Here is a 25,589-nt window from a genome sequence, read left to right as displayed (position 1 = left end):
GCTTTTTTGTATGAAAACGATTAAAATCCTTTCCTTGCATTAATTCATAAATATTTTTCTATTTTTTTGTATTTTTTCTTTCATCTAATATAACTGCTCCAACGATGATGATCCCTTTTACAATTTGTTGCCAGTATGCAGATACATTTAATAAATCCAATCCATTATTTAAAACACCTATGATTAAAGCGCCGATAATCGTTCCTGTAATTTTACCGATTCCACCATTTAAGCTGGTTCCACCAATAACAGCAGAAGCGATCGCATCTAACTCATAAGATACGCCAAGACCTGGTTGACCAGAACTGATTCTTGATGATAATACAATCCCTGCCATACCTGATAGCATACCTGCGTAAGTATAAATTAAAACCTTATACTTATCTACATTGATGCCTGAAACAACAGCTGCATTTTCATTCCCACCAATTGCATATACATACTTACCAAATTTAGTATTGTTTAATAATATATGTGTAATCACTGCCATAACCATTAAAACGATGATTGGAAATGGTATTCCTAAAACTTTTCCTTGCCCAATAAAATTATATGAATCCTTCAAGCTACTAATAGGTCTACCATCACTATATAAAAGTGCTAAACCTCTTGCTATAATCATCATCCCTAATGTTGAAATAAATGGAGGAATCTTTGTTTTCGCAATGATAATCCCAACAACAGCACCACATAGAATTCCTACTAATATCCCCATTATGATCGGTACAATGACAGGTACATCAATATTTGGATACATTTTTGACGCCCAATCAGCTCTTTGTGCAAAGCTTGCTGCCACAACAGCTGATAATGCAAGTACAGATCCTGATGATAAGTCAATTCCTGTCGTAATAATGACCATCGTTACCCCAAATGCAATAAGTCCAATAACAGAAATTTGTCTTACAACATTTAGTATGTTGCCTACTTTTAAGAATGCTGGAGAAAGTATAGACATCAATACAACCATACCGATAAAAATTAAGAATATGCCATATTTTTTAAACATCTGCTCTGTTCTTTCTTTCATATGATCTTACTCCTTTCTATTTGTCCCCATCCCTTTAAAAACTTTTAATGCTCCTTACCTGTTGCTAAATACATAATATTTTCTTGTGTTGCATCTCCTCTCATAATCTCTCCTGTTTTTCTACCTTCATACATAACCATAATACGATCACTCATTCCTAATACCTCTGGAAGCTCTGAAGAAATCATAATAACTGCTTTTCCTTGCTGTGCAAGCTTTGACATTAATTTGTGAATTTCAGCTTTTGCCCCTACATCGATGCCTCTTGTAGGTTCATCTAGAATCAATATATCAGGTTGTGTAAGCAACCATCTTGAAATTAAAACCTTTTGCTGATTTCCTCCACTTAAATTTCCAATAATTTGTTCTTTGCTTGGTGTTTTAATAGAAAGCTTTTCTATTTCTTCCTCACAAACCTTAGCAATTTTCTTTTTATCTAATAAGAATCCATTCAAATAGTCTTTAACATTTGCAACAACCATATTATCTTGAACAGAAAGCATTAAATAAATCCCTGTTAATTTTCTATCTTCAGTTAGTAGTGCCATCTTATGCTTAATAGCATCTTCAGGTGTGTTAATTTCCACCCTTTGTCCTTTAATATAAATCTCTCCTGAATCTCTTTTTGTAATCCCAAATACATTTTCCATTACTTCTGTTCTTCCAGCACCCATAAGCCCTGCTATACCAAAAATCTCTCCTCTTCTTACCTCAAAGCTTACATCTTTAAAATATCCTTTTCTTGTTAGATTCTTAACCGCTAGAATAACTTCTCCAATTTTAGCCTTTTCTTTATGGAAAACTTGTTTTAATTCTCTACCTACCATCAATTGAACCAATTTATCATGATCTAGCTCTTTTGCAGGTTTAGTATCAATATATTTACCATCTCTAAAAACAGTTATATCATCTGAAATTTTGAATACTTCATCCATTTTATGGGTAATATAGATAATAGCGACCCCTTTGCTTATTAATTTTTCTATAATTTTAAAAAGATTTGCTACTTCTTTTTCTGTAATGGCTGATGTTGGCTCATCCATAATAATTAAATCTGAATTATACGATATTGCCTTTGCAATCTCTACCATTTGTGTATTGGCAATACTTAAATTAGCCATTATTTCTTTAGGGTTAATGTCGATTTCTAAGTTATTTAATAATTCCTTTGTGTCTTTTTCCATTTTTTTATGGTCTACTAATCCAAATCTTCCTACAGGTTCACGTCCTAAAAATATATTTTCAGCAACCGTCATATATGGTATAGGACTTAATTCTTGGTGAATCATAGAAATACCTAGACTTAATGCATGATTTGTATTTTCTATGACCATCTCTTGTCCTTTCCATTTGATTTTGCCTTTCGTTGGTTGATGGATACCGATGATTGTTTTCATTAGTGTAGATTTTCCCGCACCATTTTCACCCATTAATGAATGTACTTTTCCTTTTTTAACCTTTAGTTGCACATCATCTAATGCCACAACCCCTGGAAATTCCTTCGTTATATTTTCCATTTCTAAAATATAATCATTGTCCATCATTTTCACCTCTTTTTCATTATTTTTCTTCATATTTTTACATAAAGGATATCAACGCATATTGATATCCTTTATGTTTTTATATTACTTCATAAATTCTTTGTAGTTTTCTGGTGTTACTAATTGGAATGGAATCCATACTCTATTTTCTATTTGCTCACCTTTTGCTTTTTTAATAGCAGCTTCCATCGCTCCGCCACCTTGTCCTTCAGCATCTTGGAATACTGTAGCATTTAATCTACCTTTTTCGAGTTCTGCTAAAGCATCTGGTGTAGCATCTACGCCAGCTACTATTATATCATCAAGTTTCCCTTGTGCCTCAATTGCCATTAATGCACCTAATGCCATATCATCATTATTAGATGCTACTGCATCGATTTGATCTCCACTTGCTAGCCAGTTTTCCATAACTGTCATTCCTTTTGCTCTTGACCATTCACCTGTTTGTTCTTTGATTACTTTAATATCAGGATATTTTTCTTCTATAACCTTTTTAACCCCTTCTGTTCTCTTAATTGCAGCTTCATTATCTAATTTACCTATTAAAACTACCACATTACCTGTTCCACCCATTTGTTCAGCTAAGTATTCCATTTGGAAAATACCAGCGTCAATTGATTGAGAGCCAACGAAGATAATATCTTCAGGTAAGTTATCTGGTAATCTGTTTACATATACTAGTGCAACGTTTGCTTCTTGGCAAGCTTGTGTGATCGGGCCAGTAGCTTCAGTATTAACTGGAACAACAATGATCGCATTAACACCTTGTGCTATAAAGTTTTCAACTTGCCCTAATTGCTTGATTGCATCTTCCTTTGCATCCACATAAGTCGTTTCAACTTCTTCGCCTAATTTTTTTGCATATGCATCCATCCCATCCTTCATGTACATTAAGAAAGTATCATCAAAGCTAGAAATAGAAATTCCTATGTTCAATTTTCCTTCTGCTTTGCCTTCGCCACTAGCTGGAGCCTCCTCTTTCGCAGCACATCCTGCAAATAAAGAAACACTCATCACAACAATTAATAATAGTGCAAACAACCTTTTCACAATATATTCCTCCCTTTTTTATTTATATAACTCAAATTCCTGATTTTCTGAATTTGAGCTTATATTCGGATTGTTCTTGTCAAAAACTAGTCTGCTCCACCCTGTCATTTAAACCCAAGATTTCATTTTTTGTCGGATTTTGTGTCTGAATATTCAGATAATTTCACATAAAAAAAATTATAGTCTAACCAATTTATTTTCTTTGAATGCTTCTGTTGCTGCATAAGCAATGATTGTTGATTTTGTACCATCATATACAGTTACAGCTGGCTTTCTGTTTTCTATGATACAATTTACAAATTCTTGTACCTCCTCTACATAAGCTTGATCAAATCTTTCTAAGAAATCTTGTGAACACTCTTTTCTTACACCATGTTCATCTAATATTTCTACTAAATTCTTTTGTGGTACGGTTGCAATTCTTAGTATTCCTTTTGTTCCGATGATTTCTGTTTCTACGTTGTATCCATGTGGTGCTGTTCTTCCTGCAAATAAAAATGCCATTGTACCATTTTTAAATTGCATTAATGCTGAAACGTTGTCTCCATCATCATATTGACCAAACTCTGGATGTGCATAGCATCCACCGATTGCATAAATAGATTCTGCTTCTGAATCTAAAAGCCATCTTGCTAAGTCAATATCATGTACTGCCATATCGATAAATTGTCCCCCACTATGATCTGCATACTTGATTGCTCCTTCTATTGCATGCTCTGGATCTTGGCTATATCCTCTAAAAAGAATAGGTCTTCCTATTTTTCCTGTTTCTATTTTTTTCTTTGCATATGCATAAGATGGATCATATCTTCTCATAAAACCTAGCATAAATACTTTATCTTGGTGCTTCTCTACTGCTGCTTCTGCTAATTTGCATTCTTCTAATGTTGTTCCTAGTGGCTTTTCACTAAAAACATGAAATCCTGCTTCTAATGCATCTGAGATCTGCTGACAATGAAGTGCCGATGGAGATGAAATAAAGATTGCATCTAACGCTTTATTTCTTAACATTTCGTTATAGTCTGTATAGCCATATTCAATTCCCCAGTTCTTTTGTACTTCATCTACTTCTTCTTGATTTATGCTACATACAGCTAATAATTCAGCATTCGGTATTCTAAAGGCAATATTTTTAGCATGCTGTCTTCCTAATCTTCCTAAACCTACAGCACCTATTTTTATTTTCTTCATAAATCCTTCTACTCCTCTAAAATAAAGTTTTTTATAATTCCAATGCAAACGTTTGCGTTTAATTTAAGATAATCTTACTATACTCTTTATTTTATGTCAATAAAGAATTTTCAGAATATACTTGTTATATATTTATCAGTTTTTTCTCTGTTGCTGTCATATTTTTTTAAAATATTCATCTGTTAGCGCAAACGTTTGTATTATCAAGACCATAATATCGTTAATTATTTTACAATATTAGGTATTTTATTGAAAATTTTATGATTTTCTCACTGGTTTTTCAAAAATTCTTTTTTATCTTTTTTGGGTTGTTTTTCGAATAATCAATTCTGGTTCTAAAACGATTTTTTTAATAATCCGTTCTTCTTTGTTCCTAATTTCTTCTATCAACATTTCAAAAGCCAGTTTACCAATATAATATTTAGGTTGATCTATCGTCGTTAACTGAATTTGTGGAAGTTCAGAAAATTGAACATTATCAAAACCAACTACACCAAAAGCATCTGGCATATTCAATCCATAATCCTGTGCACAATGCAATACTCCAAGGGCAATAACATCATTCCCTGCAAAAACTGCATCCGGTGGATTTTCTAATTTTAACATTTTTTCCATTATAGTATAACCACTTTTAGTTTTAAAGCTGCCATGAACAATCATTGATTCATCTATTAGCTGATTATACTTCATCAATGCTTGTTTATAACCTTCTAATCTTTTGTTATTTGAATAAGAAACTACATCTCCACCAATAAAACTAATCCTTTTATATCCTGATTGAATCAAATGCTCAGTAGCTAAAAATCCCCCTCTTTCATTATCCACTTCTATTGTACTCGTCTTTCCACCATGAGAAGGACGATTAATTAAAATCATTGGCGTTTGCAAATCATATATACTTGGCAAGTCATCTTTTGCAGGATGTATGATAATCCCATCAACTCTTTGCTCTTGAAGGGTTTTCAAATAACTTTTTTCATTGTCTTTATCATAATTTGTGTTGCATAAAAATACATTATATCCAATTTTTCTTGCAGCATCCTCAACTCCTCGAGCAATAGAAGGATAATAGGGATTTGTAATATCTGCAATAACCAGTCCGACTGTATTTGTATACTTTTTTACCAATCCTCTTGCGATAGCATTTGGTTGATAACCCATTTTTTCTGCTTCTTTTAAAACTTTTTTCACTGTCTTTGGGCTTACCCCAGATTTTCCATTTAATGCACGTGAAACTGTCGTATAGGATATACCTATTTCCTTAGCAATATCTTTGATTGTAATCATACATTTTCACCAATTTCTTTTTGATTATAATTATAGCAAACGTTTTCGTATTTTTCAAACAATACTTTCTGTACTTTTCAAACAACTGGTGCTCTATAGGCTACCTTATTCTTCATCATGCCATAAATGATGTGAAAATTCACCTTTTATCCTTGAATAATCTCCTCATCAATATCTTTCCAATATTCAGTTCATAGAATGTTTTAATTTTTTCATCTAAATTAATCCTTATACACCTACATTGAGATTGGTGAACTACGGATAAAAAAAACAGGCATATACACACCTGTTTTTTTTTAAATCATCTACTTCCCTTACACACCCTATTTAAACCCCATACGCTAACTTCTATTTAATCCTGGCGATGCCACTCTCTATCGCCACTTTTGCAACCGCTTTTGCAACAACTTTTGAGATTTCTTTATTTAATGCATTTGGAATTACGCAATCTGGACTTAACTCTTCTTCTTTTAAAACATTTGCAATCGCATAAGCTGCTGCTACTTTCATTTCCTCTGTAATTTCACTTGCACGAACATCAAGTGCCCCTCTAAATATACCTGGGAATGCCAAAACATTGTTCACTTGATTTGGAAAATCTGATCTTCCTGTTCCTACAACAAATGCACCTGCTTCTTTTGCATCATCTGGCATAATTTCAGGAGTAGGATTTGCCATAGCAAATATAATTGCTTTTTCATTCATAGATTTTACCATTTCTTTTGTTACGCTATTTGGTGCTGAAACGCCGATAAATACATCTTTATTCTTGATTGCATCAGCAAGTGTTCCTTTTAATTTCTTTTTGTTTGTTATTTTTGCTATTTCTTCTTTTGCCCAATTTAAGTTTTCTAATCCTTCATAAATAATTCCCTTACTATCACATATAACTATATCTTTAACCCCTACACTTAAAAGTATTTTTGCAATAGCAATCCCTGCTGAACCTGATCCATTAATCACTACTTCTATATCTTCCATCTTTTTATTTGCTAATTTTAACGCATTCGTTAATCCAGCAAGTGTAACAATTGCTGTTCCATGCTGATCATCATGAAAAACAGGAATATCTAATTCTTTCTTTAATCTTGCTTCTATTTCAAAACATCTCGGTGCAGAAATATCTTCTAAATTGATCCCACCAAAAACGGGCTCCAATAATTTTACAGTATTTACAATTTCGTCTACATCTTTTGTTTTTAAACAGATTGGAAAAGCATCTACATCAGCAAAAGTCTTAAACAAAATCGACTTTCCTTCCATTACAGGAATCGATGCTTCAGGTCCTATATCTCCAAGCCCTAATACAGCTGTTCCATCACTCACAACAGCAACTAAATTTCCTTTTGAAGTATAATCGTAAACAGCTTCTGGGTTTTTATGAATCACTCTACAAGGTTCTGCTACTCCTGGTGTATATGCTGTAGAAAGATCATCCCTCGTTTCTACTGCCACCTTACTTTCTACCGTTATTTTCCCTTTATGTTTGATATGTAAGTCGATTGCCATTTTATTATAATCTTTCATTTTGTACGCCTCCTCTATTTTTGATATTTCTTTCTTTCTGTTTCATAAAGATTATTGCCTTCACTGTCTATTACCACAACAGCTGGAAAATCTTCTACTGTTAATTTTCGAACCGCTTCTGGGCCTAAGTCTTCATAAGCAATAATTTCAGCTTCTTTGATTGAATCAGCAATTAATGCTGCTGCACCACCGATTGCAGCAAAATAGATTGCGTTATTTTTTTTCATGCCATCTATTACCGTTTGATTTCTTACACCTTTTCCTATCATGCCAGTCAACCCTTTTTCTAACAATGGAACCGTCAAATCATCCATACGGTAGCTCGTAGTAGGTCCTGCTGATCCAATTGGCTTACCTGGTTTAGCTGGTGAAGGCCCTACATAGTAGATAATCGCATCTTTTGCATCAAAAGGTAATTCTTCTCCTTTATTGAGTGTATCGATTAATCTCTTATGCGCTGCATCTCTTCCTGTATAAATGGTTCCTGTTATCAAAACCGTATCTCCTGCTTTTAAATCCTTCACCTTCTCCTGTGTTAAAGGCGTAGACATCCTTTTATTTTCCATTTCTTTCCCTCCCTATATAATAACTTCTTCATGTCTTGATGCATGACAGTTAATATTTATCGCTACTGGCAATCCAGCAATATGGGTTGCGAAAGCTTCAACATTTACAGCAAGTGCAGTCGTATTTCCTCCTAGTCCTTGAGGTCCTATTCCTAAATTATTTATTTTTTCTAATAGTTCTTTTTCAATCTCTCTTAAATGTTCTGTTTCATTATGTAGCCCAATATTTCTTGTAAGTGCTTTCTTTGAAAGATAAGTGGCTTTATCTACAGTTCCTCCTATTCCTACCCCTACAACAATCGGTGGACATGGATTAGGTCCTGCAATTGAAACACTCTCTACAACAAAATCTATAACCCCTTTTACCCCATCAGATGGCTTAAGCATTTTGATTCTGCTCATATTTTCACTTCCGAAACCTTTTGGTGCTAGCGTGATTTTTACCTGATCTCCTGGTACAATATCATAGTAAATAACAGCTGGTGTATTATCCCCTGTATTTTTTCTGATTAATGGATCAGAAACAACCGATTTCCTTAAATATCCATCTTTATATCCGCGTCTAACCCCTTCATTGATGGCATCTGTAATATTTCCTCCAACTAATTCTACCTCTTGCCCTACTTCTACAAACACAACAGCCATCCCTGTATCCTGACAAATTGGCATTTCTTCTGTTCTAGCAATTTCAGCATTTTTTATTAATTTACCTATAATATCTCTTCCTACAGCAGAAGTTTCTTTTTTTTCTGATTCTTCAAAAGCATTCAATACATCTTTTCCTACGTAAAGATTCGCTTTTATACTCATATCCCTTAAAGCATCCTCAATCTGTTTTACATTTATTTTACGCATGTAATTTTTCACTCCTTTCTTTTTTTACATGATCTTCTCTACCATGAGTATAGTGAGGTAACATCATTGGCGCAACCCGATCTGTCTCTACCCCATTTTCCTTAAGGCTTTGATGATATACTTTCACATGCTCAAGGCTAAGCTTCTTTAATTCGACATCTTTACTCTTTTCTCCTGCATGAGATCCTGCTCTACGTCCAAAGACAATAATATCTAACAATGAATTTCCCATAAGTCTATTTCTACCGTGTACGCCTCCTGAAGCTTCTCCTGCTACATATAGATTCTCTACTTTTGTTTGACCGCTTTCATTGATCAAAAGTCCTCCGTTTTGGTAGTGAAGCGTTGGATATACAAGGATTGGTTCTTTCCTCATATCAATCCCAAATTTCTTATACATTCTTAACATTCCAGGAAGTCGCTTCTCAATCGTACCCTCTCCATGGATCATCTCGATAAGTGGAGAATCTAGCCATACCCCTTTTCCGCCTGTAGGTGTATCAATTCCTTTATCTCTAACTAAGCATTCTCTGATAACTGCTGATGCCTCTACATCCCTTGTTTCAAGGTGAAAAACAAATTGTTCTCCATCAATATTAAGCGGTGTTGCACCTAAGCTACGGACTTTTTCAGTAACAAGTGCCCCAAAGATTTGTGGTGGAAAAGCTACCCCTGTAGGGTGATACTGAATCGTATCTGCAAAAGCAAGTTCTGCACCTGCTCTATATCCAAGTACAAGACCATCTGCTGTAGCCCCATAATGATTTGACGTAGGAAATCCTTGATAGTGAAGTCTTCCTGCCCCCCCTGTAGTTATGATAACCGTTTTTGCTCTCGCGATTAAATATTCTTGTGTTTCTAAATTGTATAATACAGCTCCTGCTGCTTTCCCTTCCTGATCCAATATAATCTCAACCGCTGGAGAAAAATCTACCACTTCAATTCCTTTATTAATTACCTCATCTCTAAGCACACGCATAATCTCTGCCCCAGTATAATCAGCAGCTGCATGCATTCTTTTTCTTGAAGTTCCTCCTCCATGCGTAGTAACCATTGTTCCATCTTCTTGTTTATCAAACATAACACCCATATCATTTAACCATTTTATAGCTTTTGGTGCATCACCTACAAGCGCATTCACAAGATTTGGTACATTTGTATAGTGCCCCCCCCCCATTACATCCATATAGTGTTTTGATGGAGAATCCTCAGGTTTATCCGCAGCCTGAATACCTCCTTCAGCCATCATTGTATTGGCATCACCAAAACGTAATTTTGTCGTGATTAATACATTCGCACCTTTATTATATGCTTCAAGTGCTGCTGAAGCACCTGCTCCGCCTCCTCCTATGATCAATACGTCTACATCATAACTTATATGATCTAAATCAATGGCTACATTGTCAAGTCTACTTTTTGCTTCAATAAGATTCGCAAGCTCTAGTGGTACTTTCAATCCTTTGTTTACGCCTAATCTTATATTTCTAAATCCTTCTTCCTTATAATCAGGATGACATTGATTTAAGACTTCTTCACGCTCTTGCGGTGTCATTCTTGGATGCTGAATACCAAATCTTCTAGGGCGTGTCGCCTCTACTTTTTTAATCAATTCTCTCATTTTCGCTGTATACATTTAAATACCTCCCCCCTAAAAAATATCATTACTTTTCAATATCACGTGCATTGTATATCGCTTTTAATTCATCCGTATTTTTTTTCATTAATTCCTTTAAATCGCTGTCATACTTACCTTCTTGAATCTCTTTTACTCTTTCTTTCAAATGCTTTGTTTCAGGCGCAATATATTTCCCATTAAGACGACGTGCAAGCAGTCCTACTTGATAATGCGTAATATTTGCCGGACACCTTGATGCACATATTCCACAACTCACACAATCAAAAGATTCTTCAGCACATTTTTCAAATTCTCCTCTTTGCGCATAGGCAATATACTGCATTACATTTAGTTCTTGTGGACATCCTTTCGTACAGGAGTTACATCCAATACAACTATATATTTCAGGATAAAGCTGCATCATGGTATCCGCCGTTGGCTTTAATTGACTCATATCATATGTTTTTTTATCTCCAGGGAAAAATGGCAACTGCGTAAGATACATCCCCTCTTCAACCTTTGTTTGACAGGCTAAGCATACCTTTAATTCTTTTTCACCTTTGATTCTATAGATCGTCGCACATGCTCCGCAAAATCCAGATCTACATCCGCACCCTCTCGTTAATTGATACCCTGCATATTCCATTGAGTCCATAATTGTCAAAGTAGAAGGAACTGTGTACTTTTTACCTAATATATATATATCGACCATTTCATTTTTAGCCATTTTATACGCCTCCTTTATCTCTAAATTCTATTTTTAACACCTTATTTCTATCTATTAATATTCATCAGGAAGTTCTTGAATTTCATCACATCTAAATACAGGACCGTCTTTGCATACATATTTGTCTCCTATATTACAACGTCCGCATTTTCCAACGCCACATTTCATCTTTAATTCAAGTGTCGTATAAACTTGTTCTTTCTTAAATCCTATTTCTTCTAACCCTTGCAGTACAAATTTAATCATAATAGGGGGTCCACAAACCAAAGCGACTTTGTTTGTGTCAAACCCAATGTCTTTTATATATTGAGGAACAAAACCCACGTGTCCGTCCCATCCTTCACATTCTTTATCTACAGTCAGATAAACATCTGTATTTTGGCTTTTGGGCCAGTTTTCAAAAATATCTTTTCTATGTACAAGATCCTGTGGGCTCCGTGCACCGTATACAATATCGATCTTTCCATAATCTTCCCGTTTATCCATTACATAGTTTATAACAGAACGAAGTGGCGCTAATCCAATTCCTCCACCAATGAAAAGCAAGTCTTTTCCTTTCAATGCATCATCTACTGGAAAATTATTTCCATAAGGGCCTCTGATACCAATTTCATCTCCCACTTCAAGTCCATGCAAATAGTCCGTAACCTTACCACATCTTTTGATACTAAACTCCATAAAATTTGTCTCTGTAGGGGAAGAGGTGATTGAAAAAAATGCTTCTCCAACGAGTGGCACAGAAACCATTGCACATTGCCCAGGCATAGATTCAAAAGGCTTTCCCCCTTCAGGTTTTACAACTCTAAAAGTAGTCACATCATCTGTGTCTATTCTAATATCCTCTATGACTACACTTTGTGGTACAAGTGGATCTACATGATCATGACAGCTACAACTCATTATAATTCACCCCCTAATTTTTTAATCACTTTGACCATATCTATATGAACAGGACATCTTTCTATACATCTTCCACATCCTACACAGGCATAAGTCCCATGATTATTTGGATAGTAAACAAGTTTATGCATAAATCTTTGTCTAAATCTTTCCTTTTGGGTCTTTCTAGGATTGCCATGCGCCATAAGGGTAAAATCTGAAAACATACAAGAATCCCAACAACGAAATCTTTCTCCAGATTTTCCACCGTCAAAATCCTGAATATCATAACAATGACAAGTCGGACATACATAAGTACATGAACCGCACCCTAAACATTGTGCACTAAAGTCTTCCCAAATGCTTGATTCAAATAGATCTTTCATGCTTTTATCTATTTTTTTCATATCTATATTTGATAAAGGAAGATTTTTCACCTTTTCCTTTATATTGTTTTTTAATTGCACACATGCTTCTTCATCTTCTTCTGTAGCCTCTTTTAAAAGATCTTTAAGACTTTGTGTAAACATTTTTCCTTTTTCAGTTTGTGCCATCCAAAGTATTTTATCCCCCATATCCCAAGTCGCTACATCCACACCTTCTACTGCATTTTCGGGATCAATCCCAAATGCACTACAAAAGCAAGTTTCCTCAGGATCCGAACAAGCCATAGAAATAACAATGCCTTTATTTCTTCTTTCCTCATAAAAACGATCTACTGGCTCTCTCAAAAATACATTATCTAAAAGATTAAAGCTTACTACGTCACAAGGTCTTACCCCAAAGAGTACATACGCCTCTTTTTTGCCTCCAACACTTTCCATGTTTATTTTTTTACCGTTCTTTTCAAACTGTAAATACGTTTCAGTTTGAGGAAAAATAATGTTTTTAGGAGAACTATTGGTTTTTAATATTTCTAAGTTTACTTGATCCCCTTCTTGCCACATAGAAAAATTTACTTTGTTATCCTTTTCAATCGGTATAAATAGTTCATACGATTGATTGATCCTCTTCCACAACTGAGAAATTTGACTTTTTAATATCTTTTTCATCATTTCCCTCCCTTTCCATGCTCTGTAAAGGAATCTGCATCATCTAGTTTGTACGTCACAAGCGGCGCATCTTGTGAAACATCCACCCCTGCATCATATTTACCATAGAGTTCATTGATGTCTTTCATTATTTTATGGTTTAATTGATCAAGTGGAATTCCTGCAGGACATACTCTAGTGCATTCACCACAATCCACACAACGACCTGCTACATGATAAGCTCTTGTTATATGGAAAAATTGTTCTTCACTATCCACACTCGCTTTACTTGATACCCCTGCATTTACATTGTCAAAAACACATTTTTCACAACTACATGCAGGACATATATTTCTGCAAGCATTACATCTTATACATTTTGAAAATTGATTTGACCAGTACTCAAAACGCTCAGTTATAGACATTTTTTCTATTGCTTCTACATCTTTAAAGCGATCCATTTCACTAACTTCTCTAGCAATTTCAGTATCTAGTAGTTCATCATAAACAACAGGATTTGGGTATCTACAGGCAAGACATTTATCATAGTCAAACTGTCGTCCTAAGATCTTCTTTTCTCCCTCTTTGGTTACAAAAGTGATTTCATCTTTCGATCTTTTTATTTCTAAAAGCCCTTTATTTAATCCTTCTTTTTTTACTTTCTCAGGATCAACCATCCCTACGCAAGGCAACCCATAAATCACGACTTGATCTCTATCGATTCTATTATCTTTAAGGAGTTGATTAAAACCAAGAGAATCGCACCCCTTTAAAAACACCCCTACTTTTTTATTCTCTTTTTGCTTTTGGATTAAATATTTACTTAGATTGTTTACACAAAAGGCATCCCAAATTAAATCATCTGCCTCATTTGCCTCTGTAATAAATACAGGATAAACGTCATACCAAAATTCTCCCTTTTTCCAACCCATCACTTCATCTACTTCTCTATTTTCAAGTGCCTCTTTGGCACGTGCGCGTACTTTTAGTCCTATCTTTTCCATCTTGCATCCCTCAGCTTTCTGTTCGGACCAAGTCTATGAACCTTTTCTAAAACATCATTCATCACCGTTGCAAACTTATTTCCTTCTGCTGCTGAAATCCAATCCACTTTAAACCGTTCCTGTTCGATTCCCACATATTCAAGGAAATTGGTCAAAAGTGAAAACCGACGTCTTGTGTAATAGTTCCCCGTTGAATAATGACAATCCCCCGGATGACACCCAGCAATCACTACCCCATCCGCGCCACGTTGAAAAGCACGTAATACGAAATTTGCATTGACCCTACACGAACAAGGTACTCTGATAATCTTCACATTTGCAGGATAACTCAACCTACTTGTTCCAGCTAAATCTGCACCTGCATAGCTACACCAATTACAGCAAAATGCAACAATTAACGGCTCAAATTCATTTTTATTTCCCATTACAGTTTCTTTAGCTTCTACCGACATAGTGCATCTACCTCCGCTAAAATCTGTTTGTTTGTAAATCCTTTGATATCAATCGCACCAGGTCTACAAGCAACTGTACATCCGCCACATCCTTGACAAAGTGCTTTATTTACTTGTGCAACGACTCTTTTCGTTATTTTTCCATGATCATTAAACGTGATCACCTTTGAAGTAATCGCATCATACGGACAAATCTTTGTACATGCGAGACATCCACTACATATTTTTTCATCTACCTCTGAAATACAAGGATTATTCACCAATTTATCCTTACTCAATAATCCGATTGCTTTTGCAGCTGCCCCACTCGCTTGTGCTACTGTTTCTGGAATATCTTTTGGGCCTTGACAAGCCCCTGCCAAATAAATTCCTGCACAGTGGGTTTCTACAGGTTTAAGCTTTGGATGTGCTTCTGTAAAGAAATTATTCGTATCTGTACTGATACTTAGTTTTCTTCCAAGATCTTCTGCATCCTCTTTTGCCTTCGTAGCTGCTGCTAAAACAACCATATCTGCATCAATCTTAATCGTATCCCCTGTTAACGCATCTACCCCATGTACTTGAAGTTTTTCCCCATCTGGAAAAATCTTTCCAACCATCCCTTTTATATAATTCACACCGTATTCTTCAACAGCTCTTCTATGAAACTCATCAAAGTTTTTCCCTGGCGTACGCACATCTATATAAAAGACATACGTTTCTATATCAGGATATTTATCTCGAATCAACATAGCATGTTTTGCTGTATACATACAACAAATTTTAGAACAATACGTTTTTCCACGTTCTGTTTTATCTCTTGATCCAACACACTGAACAAATACAACCTTTTTAGGTTTTTTATGGTCAGATGGGCGTACAAGCTTCCCTCCTGTAGGCCCTGCTGCATTTGTTAATCTCTCAAACTCAAGCGATGTGATGACATCTTGATGGTTCGTATACGCATACTCACCAAATTTATCTAACGCTATAATGTCATAACCTATAGCGACAACAATCGCACCATATTTTTTTGTTATTTTTGTATCTTCTTGTGAAAACTCTATCGCCCCAGCAGGACATACTGTTTCACAAAGACCACACTTTCCTGTTTTAAACTTGATACAGGCTTCCCGATCTATCACCGGTACATTTGGAATGGCCTGTGGAAAAGGTGTATAGATCGCACTTCTATTTCTTAGGCCTTCCTCAAACTCACTTTTTGCTTTTTTCGAAGGACATTTATCAGTACATATGCCACATCCGATACATTTTTCCATATTTACACTACGTGCTCTTTGATTCATCGTAACTTCAAAATTTCCTACATACCCCTTCACATTTTCTAATTCACTATATGTATAAATGTTAATATTAGGATGTGTTGATACATCTACCATTTTAGGTGTCAGAATACAGGCCGAACAATCTAGTGTAGGAAATGTCTTATCGATTTGCGCCATTTTACCACCAATACTTGGGCTTTTCTCAATAATATCTACTTCGTAACCTGCCTCTGCAATATCCAGTGCAGTCTGAATACCTGCAATGCCACCACCAATAACCAATGCGCGTGATTCTACCCCTATTTCACCAGCTATAAGTGCAGTGTTTAAAGCGACTTTCGCTACGGCTGCTCTTGTAAGAGCAATGGCTTTTTTCGTTGCTTCTTCTTTATTCTTATGGATCCACGAACAATGTTCTCTTATATTTGCAACCTCTACTAAATATGGATTTAATCCAGCTACCTTTGCAGTTTTTCTGAATGTAGCCTCATGCATTCTAGGCGAACATGACGCGATGACCACACGATCTAACTTTTGTTCTTTAATCGTATTTTTTACTAGATTTTGCCCGACTGCTGAACACATATATTGATAATCTTTCGCATATACAACACCCGGCATTTCTCCAGCTGCTGCTATGACCTTCTCTATATTTACGGTACCTGCTATATTGGTTCCACACCAACAAACAAAAACGCCAATCCTTTGCAATATGATCCCTCCTTTTAAAATACAAATTTCTCTACTTATTTATTTTATACCATCTATAAAAATCATTTATTATACTTACGAAATCCACTTACAATTGCCTGCTGCGGCATTTTGCAATCTACTTTACTTGGTACATCATCCGCTTTTAATCTACTATTTCCTACACATCTTATAATCGTAAGACGTATGGCTTCCATTATATTGGCAATATCTATATTTCTAGGACAACGCTGTGCACAGGTAAAACATGAAGCACAATTCCAAATACTTTTGCTTTCTACGATTCTATCTATTTGACCTAATTGTAATAATCTAATCACTTGATGGGGTAATAGATCCATACCGTCACTAGCAGGGCAGCCTGCTGAGCATTTTCCACACTGCATACAATCCCTTATATTCTCTCCACTCATTTCAATAATTTTGTCTATTATATTCTTTTTATTTTCAGGAATAACCTTAACTCTTGTCATTGCTTCACCCCTCTCCTATCTTATTTAACGCCTAAAGCTTCCGCTAAAAGCTCAGTGAAATAGCTTATAGATATATTATTTTCATCTCCAAATCCACTGATTTCTAAATTATATTTACAAAGAGGGCATGCAGTAACAATCTCTTCTACCCCATACTTTGAAGCTGATTCAAAGATATTTTGTGTCATTTTTTCTACAACATCCTTTTGATCTATAGCAAGATAGCCTCCACAACACTCGGTTCTATAAGGATATATGATGGGTGTAGCCCCAAGTGCTTTTATAAAATCTTCTATAATAGAAGGATTTTCTGGATCATCAAACTTCATCACTTTACTAGGTCTAAGAAGTAAACATCCATAATAAGCGCCTATTTTACGATTCTTAAGAGGCTTTTTCACCTTTTGTGCCAAACTTTCAAACCCTATTTCATCTCTAAGCATTTCAAGGTAGTGAATCACTTCACATTCCCCTTCATAATCATTGGGTAACTGTAGATAATTGTTTACTTTTTTTCTAATATCCTCTTTATGCTTCATATCTTCATTTACTCTTTTAATGACATGATGACATGCTGCACATAATGTAACCAATTTTTCACCCTTTTGATATGCTTCTGCTAAACTTCTTACTGACGATAATTTCGTCGCTATTTCATCCGTTGCAAGTGGATAAACAGCCCCGCAACATTGCCACTCCTTTTGTTCTTGTAGCGCAACCCCTAAAGTTTTTGCAGAATCAAGGGCAAACTTTTCTAAGTCCTGTGCTTTTGTCTTTAACGTACAACCTGGATAATAACTATACTTCATATTCATTTATCTAGACTTTTTTTTAAACGAACAAGCCTAGACTTACACCTCCTTTCAAATTTGTTTATTTTTTAACATCTACATCTAAAAATATTACTTCCTTATTGCTTTATATTTATATTTTAAAAATTTATTGGTTTTAAACAATCTTTTTGTGCGCAATTTTTACATATTTTTTTCTTCCTGATAAACAATTAAATCTAAATCCATTCATTTAATCTAGAATTTTCTTTACCATCATGTTAAAATTATAACAAACAAACATCTATATTAAAAATATTATTTAACTATGATATAATAGTTTTAACTTATGATTAGGAGATAATTTATGGAATTCAGACAATTAAAATATTTTCAAATGGTTTGTCAATTAAAGAATATTACAAAAGCAGCTGAAAGACTTTATGTATCGCAACCTTCCATCACCAATTCTATTAAAAATCTAGAAAAAGAGCTTTCCATTCAACTCTTTGACCGATCTAAAAAGCAATTTAAACTTACTACTGAAGGAAAAATTTTTCTAGAAAGGGTAGATGTAATTTTAAAGCAACTAGACGATGTGATTTCAGAAATGAAGGATTATAAAAACCTAAAAAAAGGTCTCTTATCACTAGGGGTTCCCCCAATTATAGGCACTATTTTATTCCCAAAATTATTCGCAAACTTCAAAAAAATTTATCCAAATATTGAACTACAGATTGCTGAAAATGGTTCTGTTACCTCAAAAGAAATGCTCGAAAAAGGAGAAATTGATTTAAGTATTATGATCGTTGACCAATCCTGTAAGTTATTAGATACAATGCCCATTTTAGATAGTGAAATCTTTGTTTGTTTAAATAAAAAGCACCCTTTAAGCACAAAGAAAAAACTCAAATTAGAAGATCTTAAAAATGAACCTATTATCATGCTCAAAGAAGGATTCTACCATAGAAAAAAAATTTTTGAACATTTCAAGAAATCAAATATAGAGCCAAACATTATTTTATCATCCAATCAGTTAGACACGATTAAAAGCCTTGTCATCAATGGGATTGGCATTTCTTTTTTACTGAAAGAAACGGTTGAAAATAATGAGCATATAGCAAGCATCCCATTAGATCAATCGATGCCCATAAAAATAGCCCTTGCATGGAAAAAAGATAACTTCCTATCAATGGCTTCAAAAACATTTATCGATTTCGTAAAGACTAGTCCGTTAAATCAAAACACTAAAAGCTGAAATGGTTTTAATCAAGTATACAAAAGAAAAAGCATGCAAAATCCGATGAAAACTCGAATTTTACATGCTTTATTTATCTTATTTTAATTAGTAGCCTTGCTCTCTACCTCAATTTCACCTTCAGTTGCTGCAACTACGATTGCACAAGATGCATCTCCAATAACATTTACAGAAGTTCTTGCCATATCAAGGATTCTATCTACCCCAGCGATTAACACCAATCCTTCTAGTGGCAATCCCACAGATTGTAAAACAAGTGTAAGCATAATAAATCCAGCTCCTGGTACGCCTGCTGTACCAATAGATCCAAGCGTTGCAGTTAATATAATTGTCATGATTTGTCCCATTGTCAAATCAATCCCATAAACTTGTGCTAAGAACAATGCGCACACCCCTTGATAAAGTGCTGTACCATCCATATTGATCGTCGCACCTAAAGGTAATACAAAACTTGAAATTTTCTCAGATACACCTAAATTTTCTCTTGTAGATCGAATCGTTACAGGTAAAGTACCTGAAGAGCTTGTCGTACTAAAAGCAGTAATCGCAGCTGGAGCGATTCCTTTGAAAAACTTCATTGGACTGATTTTAGCAAAAATTTTAACGGCTGTTGAATAAACAATGACTGCGTGTAATGCACAACCAATATATACAGCTAAGATCACCATACTTAAAGGTTTTAACACATCCATACCATACTCTGATACCACAGGTACGATCAAAGCGAAAACACCGAAAGGCGCAAGTTCCATAATAAAAGCTGTAATCTTATACATAATCTCTGCAACACTATCGAAGAAATTTACAAAAGGTGCTGCTTTTTCTTTAGGAAGTGCAGTACATCCTACCCCTAAGAACAATGCAAAAGCAATTACTTGTAAAATATTACCTTCTACCAATCCGTTTAATGGGTTTTTCGGGATAATATTTAGTAACGTATCTACGATAGATGGTGCTTCTACTGCTTTTGCCGCTGCATCTACAGGTATTGTAAGTCCTGCACCTGGATTCATTACTTTCCCTAATACCAAACCAATTGCAACTGCAACCGCTGTAGTTGCCATATAATAAACAACCGTTTTCCCACCAATTCTTCCTAGAGATTTAGGATCTCCAATACTCGCTGCCCCTACAATTAATGAAGAAAACACTAATGGTACAATCACCATTTTAATCATATTCAAAAATAATGTACCAAATGGCTTCACATAAGTTTTAGCAATTTCTGGTGCACTTTGTAAAAATAGTCCAACTACAATACCCAGTATAAGTCCGATAAAAATCTTTGTTGTTAATTTTAACTTTTTCATAAAGTCCCTCCTCATTTAATTTATTAAATATTTTTTAATTATTCTTTAATAGATTAAACCACGCGAGACATCAAAAGACTAAAAAAGACACTTTTGCCAGAAGGAATATTTCGAATTTTTAGTCTGTTGTTAATAAAATACTACTTTCAATAAATTGTTTCACATTGATTTTCCCTTGTTTACTCCATTCTCCTCTTATATATTTCATTTCCTTTCTTAATTCGACAAAATCAAACAATTGACTCCCATAATTTTCAAAAGTAAAATGCATCGGATCTTCCACCCCTAATGCTGCCATGATTTTAAATGCTCTGACAACGATTCTCCTTATTCGTTTTTCCACCGCATAGATCTGATTTTCATCATTTGGATCTATAACGATTGACTTATACACTTCTGCTAAATTGTAATGTCCCTTTCTTGATTTAGCAAAGCACACCGCTTTAATCAATTCATCACACCCACTACTTCCAATAATTCCTAACTTCCCATAAAGTTTTTTCAGCTTATAAAGCAGATCCTGGCCATCATCTTTTTTAAAATCTGATATTTTTTTAATAGAAGAAATTGCATTTTCAAACTGATGGATGGTTTTTTTCATCATCAAATATTCATTTACTTTTTCTATTACAGATAATATTTCAATGACATTAATAGGTTTGTTAATAAAAAATTCAATTTTTTCTTTATATGCTTTTGCGATCATCCTTTTATCAGATACTTCTGAAATCATTACAATCACAGGTGTATATACGGCTCTAATCCCTCTGATGATTTCGAGTCCATCTTTATCAGGCAATAAATAATCAAGTAACACAATCTCAGGCTTTAAATCTATAATTTCTTTCATCGCATCTTTTCCACAAACAGCCGATCCCAATAAGCATCCGTCAAAATTTTTTTCTATAATATCTTTTAAAATATTTACGATACTCAAATCATCATCAACGATATAGATGGAACTCATCATTGCCCATTCCTCCAATCATTCTTTTTTTAGGTATACGTATACTTATTTTTGTTCCTTTATTGATTTCAGATTCAACAGAAATTTCTCCTTGCAGATACCCCGTAACAAGCTCTTTGACATGTGATAATCCAATTCCTGTTGACATTTGACCCGTTTTTTCATCATATTTCGTAGAATACCCCTTGCTAAAGATGATCTCTAACTTCTCCTTCTGGATTCCCTCCCCATCATCTTCAACCGTAAATAAAACATTTTCATCACATATTTTCACCATGATTTCTATTTTACCATAAATATCAATCGCCTCTATACTATTGATGGTTAAGTTGTTCAAAATAGACACCACTGTATAATATTCATTTGTCGTAAAAATTTCATCATACGCAGTCGTAACCGTAATTTTTTTATCCATGCTTTCAATGACCTTCATCATATTGTCCTTCGTCATATGTAGTATATCCTTAATACTCATATAATGAGCGCTACGCTTTGTATCAAATATGCTATCCATCCCAGCAATCACTCTCAGATAATCTTTCTTTATTTCGTGCATATCCTTTGCGATTTTTAACAAAGGTGCTTTTAGTACTTCCTCTTCTATTCTATTATAATAACCATGTACATATGAAACCATCTTTTCAATGTCATTTCTAGATTTTTTAAGTAGAAAAAGTTCTGTTCTTAATCTAGAGATGAACACAATTAATTCTCGATAATATTTGTCCCTTTCATTTCTCTTAAATCGCCCCATATAATATTTCCCAATGTAATAACATAGTAAAGTAAGTATCGACCGAATTCCTCCAATGATAATAATCGAAACAATGACTTTATCAAAAGCACCAATCGTCCACACACGTCTTATGGATGCTTCGATAATATTCGGAAGTGCATCACATACCCATAAACTCATCACAAAATTAAAAGGTTTATCTAAATAATCTCGTACACCTAAAAATTCAAATAAGATCCCATAGAAAATATAAAAAGAAACCACTGGAAAATAATAGTTTGCTGCGTCATAAAATGTCAATCCATCTCCTACATAAGCCACAGACGCTCTAAATAAAAACATAAAAAAAGCAATCAAAGAAGTAACAATCATCACATTATAGTCTTCAAAATAAAGTAAAAATAATGCCATAAAAAAAACAGCTAAAGACAATCTAAATCCAAAATGAACCGGACTCAAATAAAACTGTCCCGTTAAAACTGTCACAATACAAATAATAAATAAATTCCTAGCCTTTTGTTTACTCCACTTCATCTTTCAATACGCACCCCCTTTCATCACTAAAAATACATAGCTATATTATATCTTAAAATGGATACAAACAAAAACATATCCGTATCCAACCTTTAATTATTCCATTTTTATTCAAAATATGTTTTATTTTTCTTTTATTGTTCATTATTATTTTTTCTGCTAAAATATTCATAAGCACGATGATTTTTTTGTCTACATGCCTATACTAGATCATTCATTGAAAAATACAAAATACGACTTTGAAGGGGGGTGTCATCCTTACAAAATGAGTAAAGTCAATCTATCTCTTATAAATTTTCGTTCCTTTTCAGAGGAAGATCTTCCTTTTTTATATCAGGTATACCGTTCTACGCGCTGGGAAGAAATGCAACTTTCTGGCTGGACGCATGAAGAAATTGAAGATTTTTTAAAAATACAATTTCAACTTCAGCATACACAGTACCTAGCAAATTATAAAAATGCTTCTTTTGATATTATACTTCTTGAAAGCAAACCGATTGGGCGATTATATATAGATCGCCAGAAAGAAGAAATACGTATTATGGACATCGCGCTGCTTGATTTTTATCGCAAAAAAGGCATTGGTTCAAAAATCCTAAAAGATCTCATTGCTGAATCCGAAAACAAAAAAATGCCTATTACGCTTCATGTAGAATACAATAACCCTGCTAAAGCATTCTATCTAAACTTAGGATTTATCCAAGAAAAAGATTTAGGCGTCTATCATTTTATGAAAAGAACGCCTTCATCATAAATAAACTGTAGAGGAGGTATTGTTTTGATTGATTTGCAAACTTTAGCAAAAGCGCATTTTGAAGAACATCTCCATACCTATTTTAAAATGCATGTTGCTGAAGATGTTTGTGTGGATTTGGAGTTGATTGAATCAGAAGATCACAGCAACGATCATATTGACAGCTTTTCTCTTATTTTTAAAGCGCCATTAAAGCATGCTTTTCCACAAGGTACCTACAAGCTAGAGCACCTAAAGGTGGGTACACTCCATCTATTTCTTGTCCCTATAAAAAAAGATGCAGATGGTTTGTATTATCAAGCTATTTCTACACGTTTAAAAAAATCATAAAAAGAATGGAGAGATATTATGGGTGAACCGTTTTTAGGTGAAATTCGAATATTTGGATTCAATTTTCCTCCAAGGAATTGGGCTTGCTGTAATGGACAACTACTTCCTATGAATCAGAATCAGGCTTTGTTTGCATTGCTAGGAACTGCATATGGCGGGGATGGACATACCACTTTTGCGCTTCCTGATTTAAGAGGCAGAGTCCCTATTCATAGGGGAGATGATTATTCTCGCGGTGAACGCGGAGGTTTAGAAGAAGTTACACTTTCAGTCAGTGAATTACCTGCGCATACCCATACCTTTATTGCACAAGAGCAAACAAAGAATACTATGTCTCCTACAGGTGCATTCTTAGGTATTCAAGGTAGTGATTTATATGCAAATCCAAATCATTTGGTGACTATGGCTATGAATACTGTAACAAATACTGGTGATGGTGCATCTCACTATAATATGCAACCCGCATTGGTTTTGAATTTTTGTATTGCTTTAACTGGCGTTTTTCCCCCTAGAAATTAAATATTTTTGTAGAAAGGAGGTTCTATCATGTGCGAATCTTATATCGGTGAAATTCGAATGTTTGCTGGAAATTATGCACCACGGAATTGGGCTTTTTGTGATGGTCAACTCTTACCCATATCAAACTTTAATGCTTTATATTCACTTCTTGGAACTACGTATGGTGGAGATGGCTATACTACTTTTGCTTTACCAGACATGCGTGGACGAATTCCCTTGCATTTTGGATATGGCGCGGGGCTCTCTAATCGTTTGATCGGGCAGAAGTTTGGACAAGAACAAGCGTCGCTGACTTTAAGCCAAATTCCTTCGCATAACCATCCGATGCAAGCTAGTAGCGATGTTGCAACGGCAACTAGTCCAAATGAAACGATCCTTGCAACAGCTCAAAAAGATTTTTATATAAGTGCTGGCACCAATCAACAAAATCTACATCCGCAAACCATTGAAGAAAGTGGGAGTTCACAAGCCCATTATAATATGCAACCCTCTTTATGTGTAAACTTTATTATCAGCTTAAGAGGAGAATATCCGCCGAGACATTAATTTTAATAGGAGGTGAAAATATGTCAGAACCTTTTATAGGTGAAATCAAAATATTTGGATTTAATTTTGCGCCAAGGGATTGGGCTTTTTGCGATGGGCAGCTCCTTCCCATTTCTCAAAATACAGCTTTATTTTCTATACTTAGTACGATGTATGGTGGTAATGGTCGAACGGACTTTGGGCTTCCTAATTTAATGGGACGTGTACCCATTCACCCAGGCACTGCCCCTGGATTACAAACAAGACGTCTTGGGCAAATGATTGGTTGTGAAAGTGTTACGCTTACGGAAGAACAAATTCCTTCTCATACCCATCAAGCAATCGCCATGCGTAGCGGAGATAAAGATACCAACCCTCAAAATAAATTGCTGGGTACTGGTGGAGGTTATGGCTATGTAACTACAGACGATCATCCAGTAAATATGTCTAGCGCTGCTCTTCAAACAACTGGAAATAGTCATCCTCATGAAAATAGACAACCCTTCCTTGCAATGAATTTTTGCATTGCTTTAACGGGCATCTATCCTCAAAGAAGTTAAATATATTTCTAAAAAAAATCCAGATAGGATTAAAATGTACCCTTTGTCAAGGACAATTTAAAAAAGCCTATGCTACATTAAGAAGATGATTTCTGTATTGAACAGGAGTCATCTTTTTTAGA

Annotated in this window: 26 protein-coding genes; 6 read left to right on the top strand and 20 right to left on the bottom strand. The window is 34.7% G+C overall.

Translation table 11 applies throughout. The features are described 5' to 3' along the window. Positions 1 to 58: 58 nt before the first annotated feature. The 17 genes from EV214_RS15215 to EV214_RS15135 all read right to left on the bottom strand — a co-directional run bounded on the left by EV214_RS15215 (position 59) and on the right by EV214_RS15135 (position 18,019). The gene (locus EV214_RS15215) at positions 59 to 1,030 is read right to left on the bottom strand and encodes an ABC transporter permease (RefSeq protein ID WP_132247261.1); all 972 of its coding nucleotides are present in this window, start codon (positions 1,028 to 1,030) and stop codon (positions 59 to 61) included. 44 nt (positions 1,031 to 1,074) lie between these two features. Then, positions 1,075 to 2,571 carry a sugar ABC transporter ATP-binding protein gene (locus tag EV214_RS15210; protein ID WP_132247297.1) on the bottom strand — a complete coding sequence of 499 codons (1,497 nt, stop codon included), beginning with the start codon at positions 2,569 to 2,571 and terminating at the stop codon, positions 1,075 to 1,077. A gap of 84 nt (positions 2,572 to 2,655) precedes the next feature. Then, entirely contained in the window at positions 2,656 to 3,621 is a 966-nt protein-coding gene (locus EV214_RS15205; RefSeq protein WP_207669706.1) for a sugar ABC transporter substrate-binding protein, read from the bottom strand. Positions 3,622 to 3,798: 177 nt separating this feature from the next. Next, on the bottom strand, positions 3,799 to 4,812 hold the full coding sequence (gene iolG, locus EV214_RS15200) for an inositol 2-dehydrogenase (protein WP_132247259.1): 1,014 nt from the start codon (positions 4,810 to 4,812) through the stop codon (positions 3,799 to 3,801). A gap of 294 nt (positions 4,813 to 5,106) precedes the next feature. After that, a complete protein-coding gene (locus EV214_RS15195; RefSeq protein WP_132247257.1) occupies positions 5,107 to 6,099 on the bottom strand; it encodes a LacI family DNA-binding transcriptional regulator in 993 nt (330 codons plus the stop codon). Positions 6,100 to 6,447: 348 nt separating this feature from the next. Further along, positions 6,448 to 7,626: an NAD(P)-dependent malic enzyme gene (locus tag EV214_RS15190; RefSeq protein WP_132247255.1), complete on the bottom strand. Its 1,179-nt coding sequence runs from the start codon at positions 7,624 to 7,626 to the stop codon at positions 6,448 to 6,450. A 14-nt stretch (positions 7,627 to 7,640) separates the two neighbouring features. Further along, a complete protein-coding gene (locus tag EV214_RS15185) occupies positions 7,641 to 8,192 on the bottom strand; it encodes a Fe-S-containing hydro-lyase (protein WP_132247253.1) in 552 nt (183 codons plus the stop codon). A gap of 12 nt (positions 8,193 to 8,204) precedes the next feature. Next, positions 8,205 to 9,047, bottom strand: coding sequence for a fumarate hydratase (locus EV214_RS15180; RefSeq protein ID WP_132247251.1), 843 nt, complete (start codon positions 9,045 to 9,047; stop codon positions 8,205 to 8,207). Continuing rightward, complete coding sequence (locus EV214_RS15175; protein WP_132247249.1) at positions 9,040 to 10,680, bottom strand: FAD-dependent oxidoreductase; 1,641 nt, start codon at positions 10,678 to 10,680, stop codon at positions 9,040 to 9,042. Before EV214_RS15175 ends, EV214_RS15180 begins: the two co-directional genes overlap by 8 nt. A 28-nt stretch (positions 10,681 to 10,708) precedes the next feature. Then, positions 10,709 to 11,389 (bottom strand): 4Fe-4S dicluster domain-containing protein, encoded by a 681-nt coding sequence (locus tag EV214_RS15170; RefSeq protein WP_132247247.1) that lies wholly within the window; start codon positions 11,387 to 11,389, stop codon positions 10,709 to 10,711. A gap of 54 nt (positions 11,390 to 11,443) precedes the next feature. Beyond that, positions 11,444 to 12,289, bottom strand: coding sequence for an FAD/NAD(P)-binding protein (locus EV214_RS15165; RefSeq protein ID WP_207669705.1), 846 nt, complete (start codon positions 12,287 to 12,289; stop codon positions 11,444 to 11,446). Continuing rightward, positions 12,289 to 13,320: a 4Fe-4S dicluster domain-containing protein gene (locus EV214_RS15160; RefSeq protein ID WP_132247243.1), complete on the bottom strand. Its 1,032-nt coding sequence runs from the start codon at positions 13,318 to 13,320 to the stop codon at positions 12,289 to 12,291. Before EV214_RS15160 ends, EV214_RS15165 begins: the two co-directional genes overlap by 1 nt. Beyond that, complete coding sequence (locus EV214_RS15155; protein WP_132247241.1) at positions 13,320 to 14,303, bottom strand: 4Fe-4S dicluster domain-containing protein; 984 nt, start codon at positions 14,301 to 14,303, stop codon at positions 13,320 to 13,322. The genes EV214_RS15160 and EV214_RS15155 overlap by 1 nt, the downstream gene beginning before the upstream one ends. Beyond that, complete coding sequence (locus tag EV214_RS15150) at positions 14,291 to 14,728, bottom strand: hydrogenase iron-sulfur subunit (protein WP_132247293.1); 438 nt, start codon at positions 14,726 to 14,728, stop codon at positions 14,291 to 14,293. Before EV214_RS15150 ends, EV214_RS15155 begins: the two co-directional genes overlap by 13 nt. Positions 14,729 to 14,745: 17 nt before the next feature. Beyond that, entirely contained in the window at positions 14,746 to 16,731 is a 1,986-nt protein-coding gene (locus EV214_RS15145; protein ID WP_132247239.1) for a CoB--CoM heterodisulfide reductase iron-sulfur subunit A family protein, read from the bottom strand. A gap of 62 nt (positions 16,732 to 16,793) precedes the next feature. Further along, positions 16,794 to 17,204, bottom strand: coding sequence for a 4Fe-4S dicluster domain-containing protein (locus tag EV214_RS15140; RefSeq protein WP_132247237.1), 411 nt, complete (start codon positions 17,202 to 17,204; stop codon positions 16,794 to 16,796). 20 nt (positions 17,205 to 17,224) lie between these two features. After that, positions 17,225 to 18,019, bottom strand: coding sequence for a CoB--CoM heterodisulfide reductase iron-sulfur subunit B family protein (locus tag EV214_RS15135; protein ID WP_330571324.1), 795 nt, complete (start codon positions 18,017 to 18,019; stop codon positions 17,225 to 17,227). 322 nt (positions 18,020 to 18,341) lie between these two features. Between EV214_RS15135 and EV214_RS15130 the strand changes: the two genes are divergently transcribed. Next, a complete protein-coding gene (locus EV214_RS15130; protein ID WP_132247235.1) occupies positions 18,342 to 19,232 on the top strand; it encodes a LysR family transcriptional regulator in 891 nt (296 codons plus the stop codon). An 83-nt stretch (positions 19,233 to 19,315) separates the two neighbouring features. Here EV214_RS15130 and EV214_RS15125 read toward each other — a convergent pair whose 3' ends face one another. The 3 genes from EV214_RS15125 to EV214_RS15115 all read right to left on the bottom strand — a co-directional run bounded on the left by EV214_RS15125 (position 19,316) and on the right by EV214_RS15115 (position 22,779). Next, entirely contained in the window at positions 19,316 to 20,542 is a 1,227-nt protein-coding gene (locus EV214_RS15125; protein WP_132247233.1) for a dicarboxylate/amino acid:cation symporter, read from the bottom strand. A gap of 118 nt (positions 20,543 to 20,660) precedes the next feature. Beyond that, positions 20,661 to 21,512 (bottom strand): DNA-binding domain-containing protein, encoded by an 852-nt coding sequence (locus EV214_RS15120; protein ID WP_207669703.1) that lies wholly within the window; start codon positions 21,510 to 21,512, stop codon positions 20,661 to 20,663. Beyond that, positions 21,487 to 22,779 (bottom strand): ATP-binding protein, encoded by a 1,293-nt coding sequence (locus EV214_RS15115; protein ID WP_132247231.1) that lies wholly within the window; start codon positions 22,777 to 22,779, stop codon positions 21,487 to 21,489. The genes EV214_RS15120 and EV214_RS15115 overlap by 26 nt, the downstream gene beginning before the upstream one ends. Before the next feature lie 217 nt (positions 22,780 to 22,996). Here EV214_RS15115 and EV214_RS15110 point away from each other — a divergent pair, with 217 nt between their 5' ends. Genes EV214_RS15110 through EV214_RS15090 form a run of 5 tightly spaced genes read left to right on the top strand, consistent with a single transcriptional unit; the run spans position 22,997 to position 25,467 of the window. Then, positions 22,997 to 23,533, top strand: coding sequence for a GNAT family N-acetyltransferase (locus EV214_RS15110; protein WP_165916406.1), 537 nt, complete (start codon positions 22,997 to 22,999; stop codon positions 23,531 to 23,533). A 24-nt stretch (positions 23,534 to 23,557) separates the two neighbouring features. Continuing rightward, positions 23,558 to 23,863 (top strand): DUF6916 family protein, encoded by a 306-nt coding sequence (locus tag EV214_RS15105; RefSeq protein ID WP_132247227.1) that lies wholly within the window; start codon positions 23,558 to 23,560, stop codon positions 23,861 to 23,863. An 18-nt stretch (positions 23,864 to 23,881) separates the two neighbouring features. Beyond that, positions 23,882 to 24,382, top strand: a complete 501-nt coding sequence (locus EV214_RS15100) for a phage tail protein (protein ID WP_132247225.1) — start codon at positions 23,882 to 23,884, stop codon at positions 24,380 to 24,382. A 27-nt stretch (positions 24,383 to 24,409) separates the two neighbouring features. After that, complete coding sequence (locus EV214_RS15095; RefSeq protein ID WP_132247223.1) at positions 24,410 to 24,928, top strand: phage tail protein; 519 nt, start codon at positions 24,410 to 24,412, stop codon at positions 24,926 to 24,928. A 20-nt stretch (positions 24,929 to 24,948) separates the two neighbouring features. Beyond that, entirely contained in the window at positions 24,949 to 25,467 is a 519-nt protein-coding gene (locus tag EV214_RS15090) for a phage tail protein (RefSeq protein WP_132247221.1), read from the top strand. Positions 25,468 to 25,589 lie beyond the last annotated feature (122 nt).

It is taken from the genome of Marinisporobacter balticus, assembly GCF_004345705.1.
GTDB lineage: Bacteria > Bacillota > Clostridia > Peptostreptococcales > Thermotaleaceae > Marinisporobacter > Marinisporobacter balticus.
This window is presented reverse-complemented; position numbering and strand designations above follow the sequence as displayed.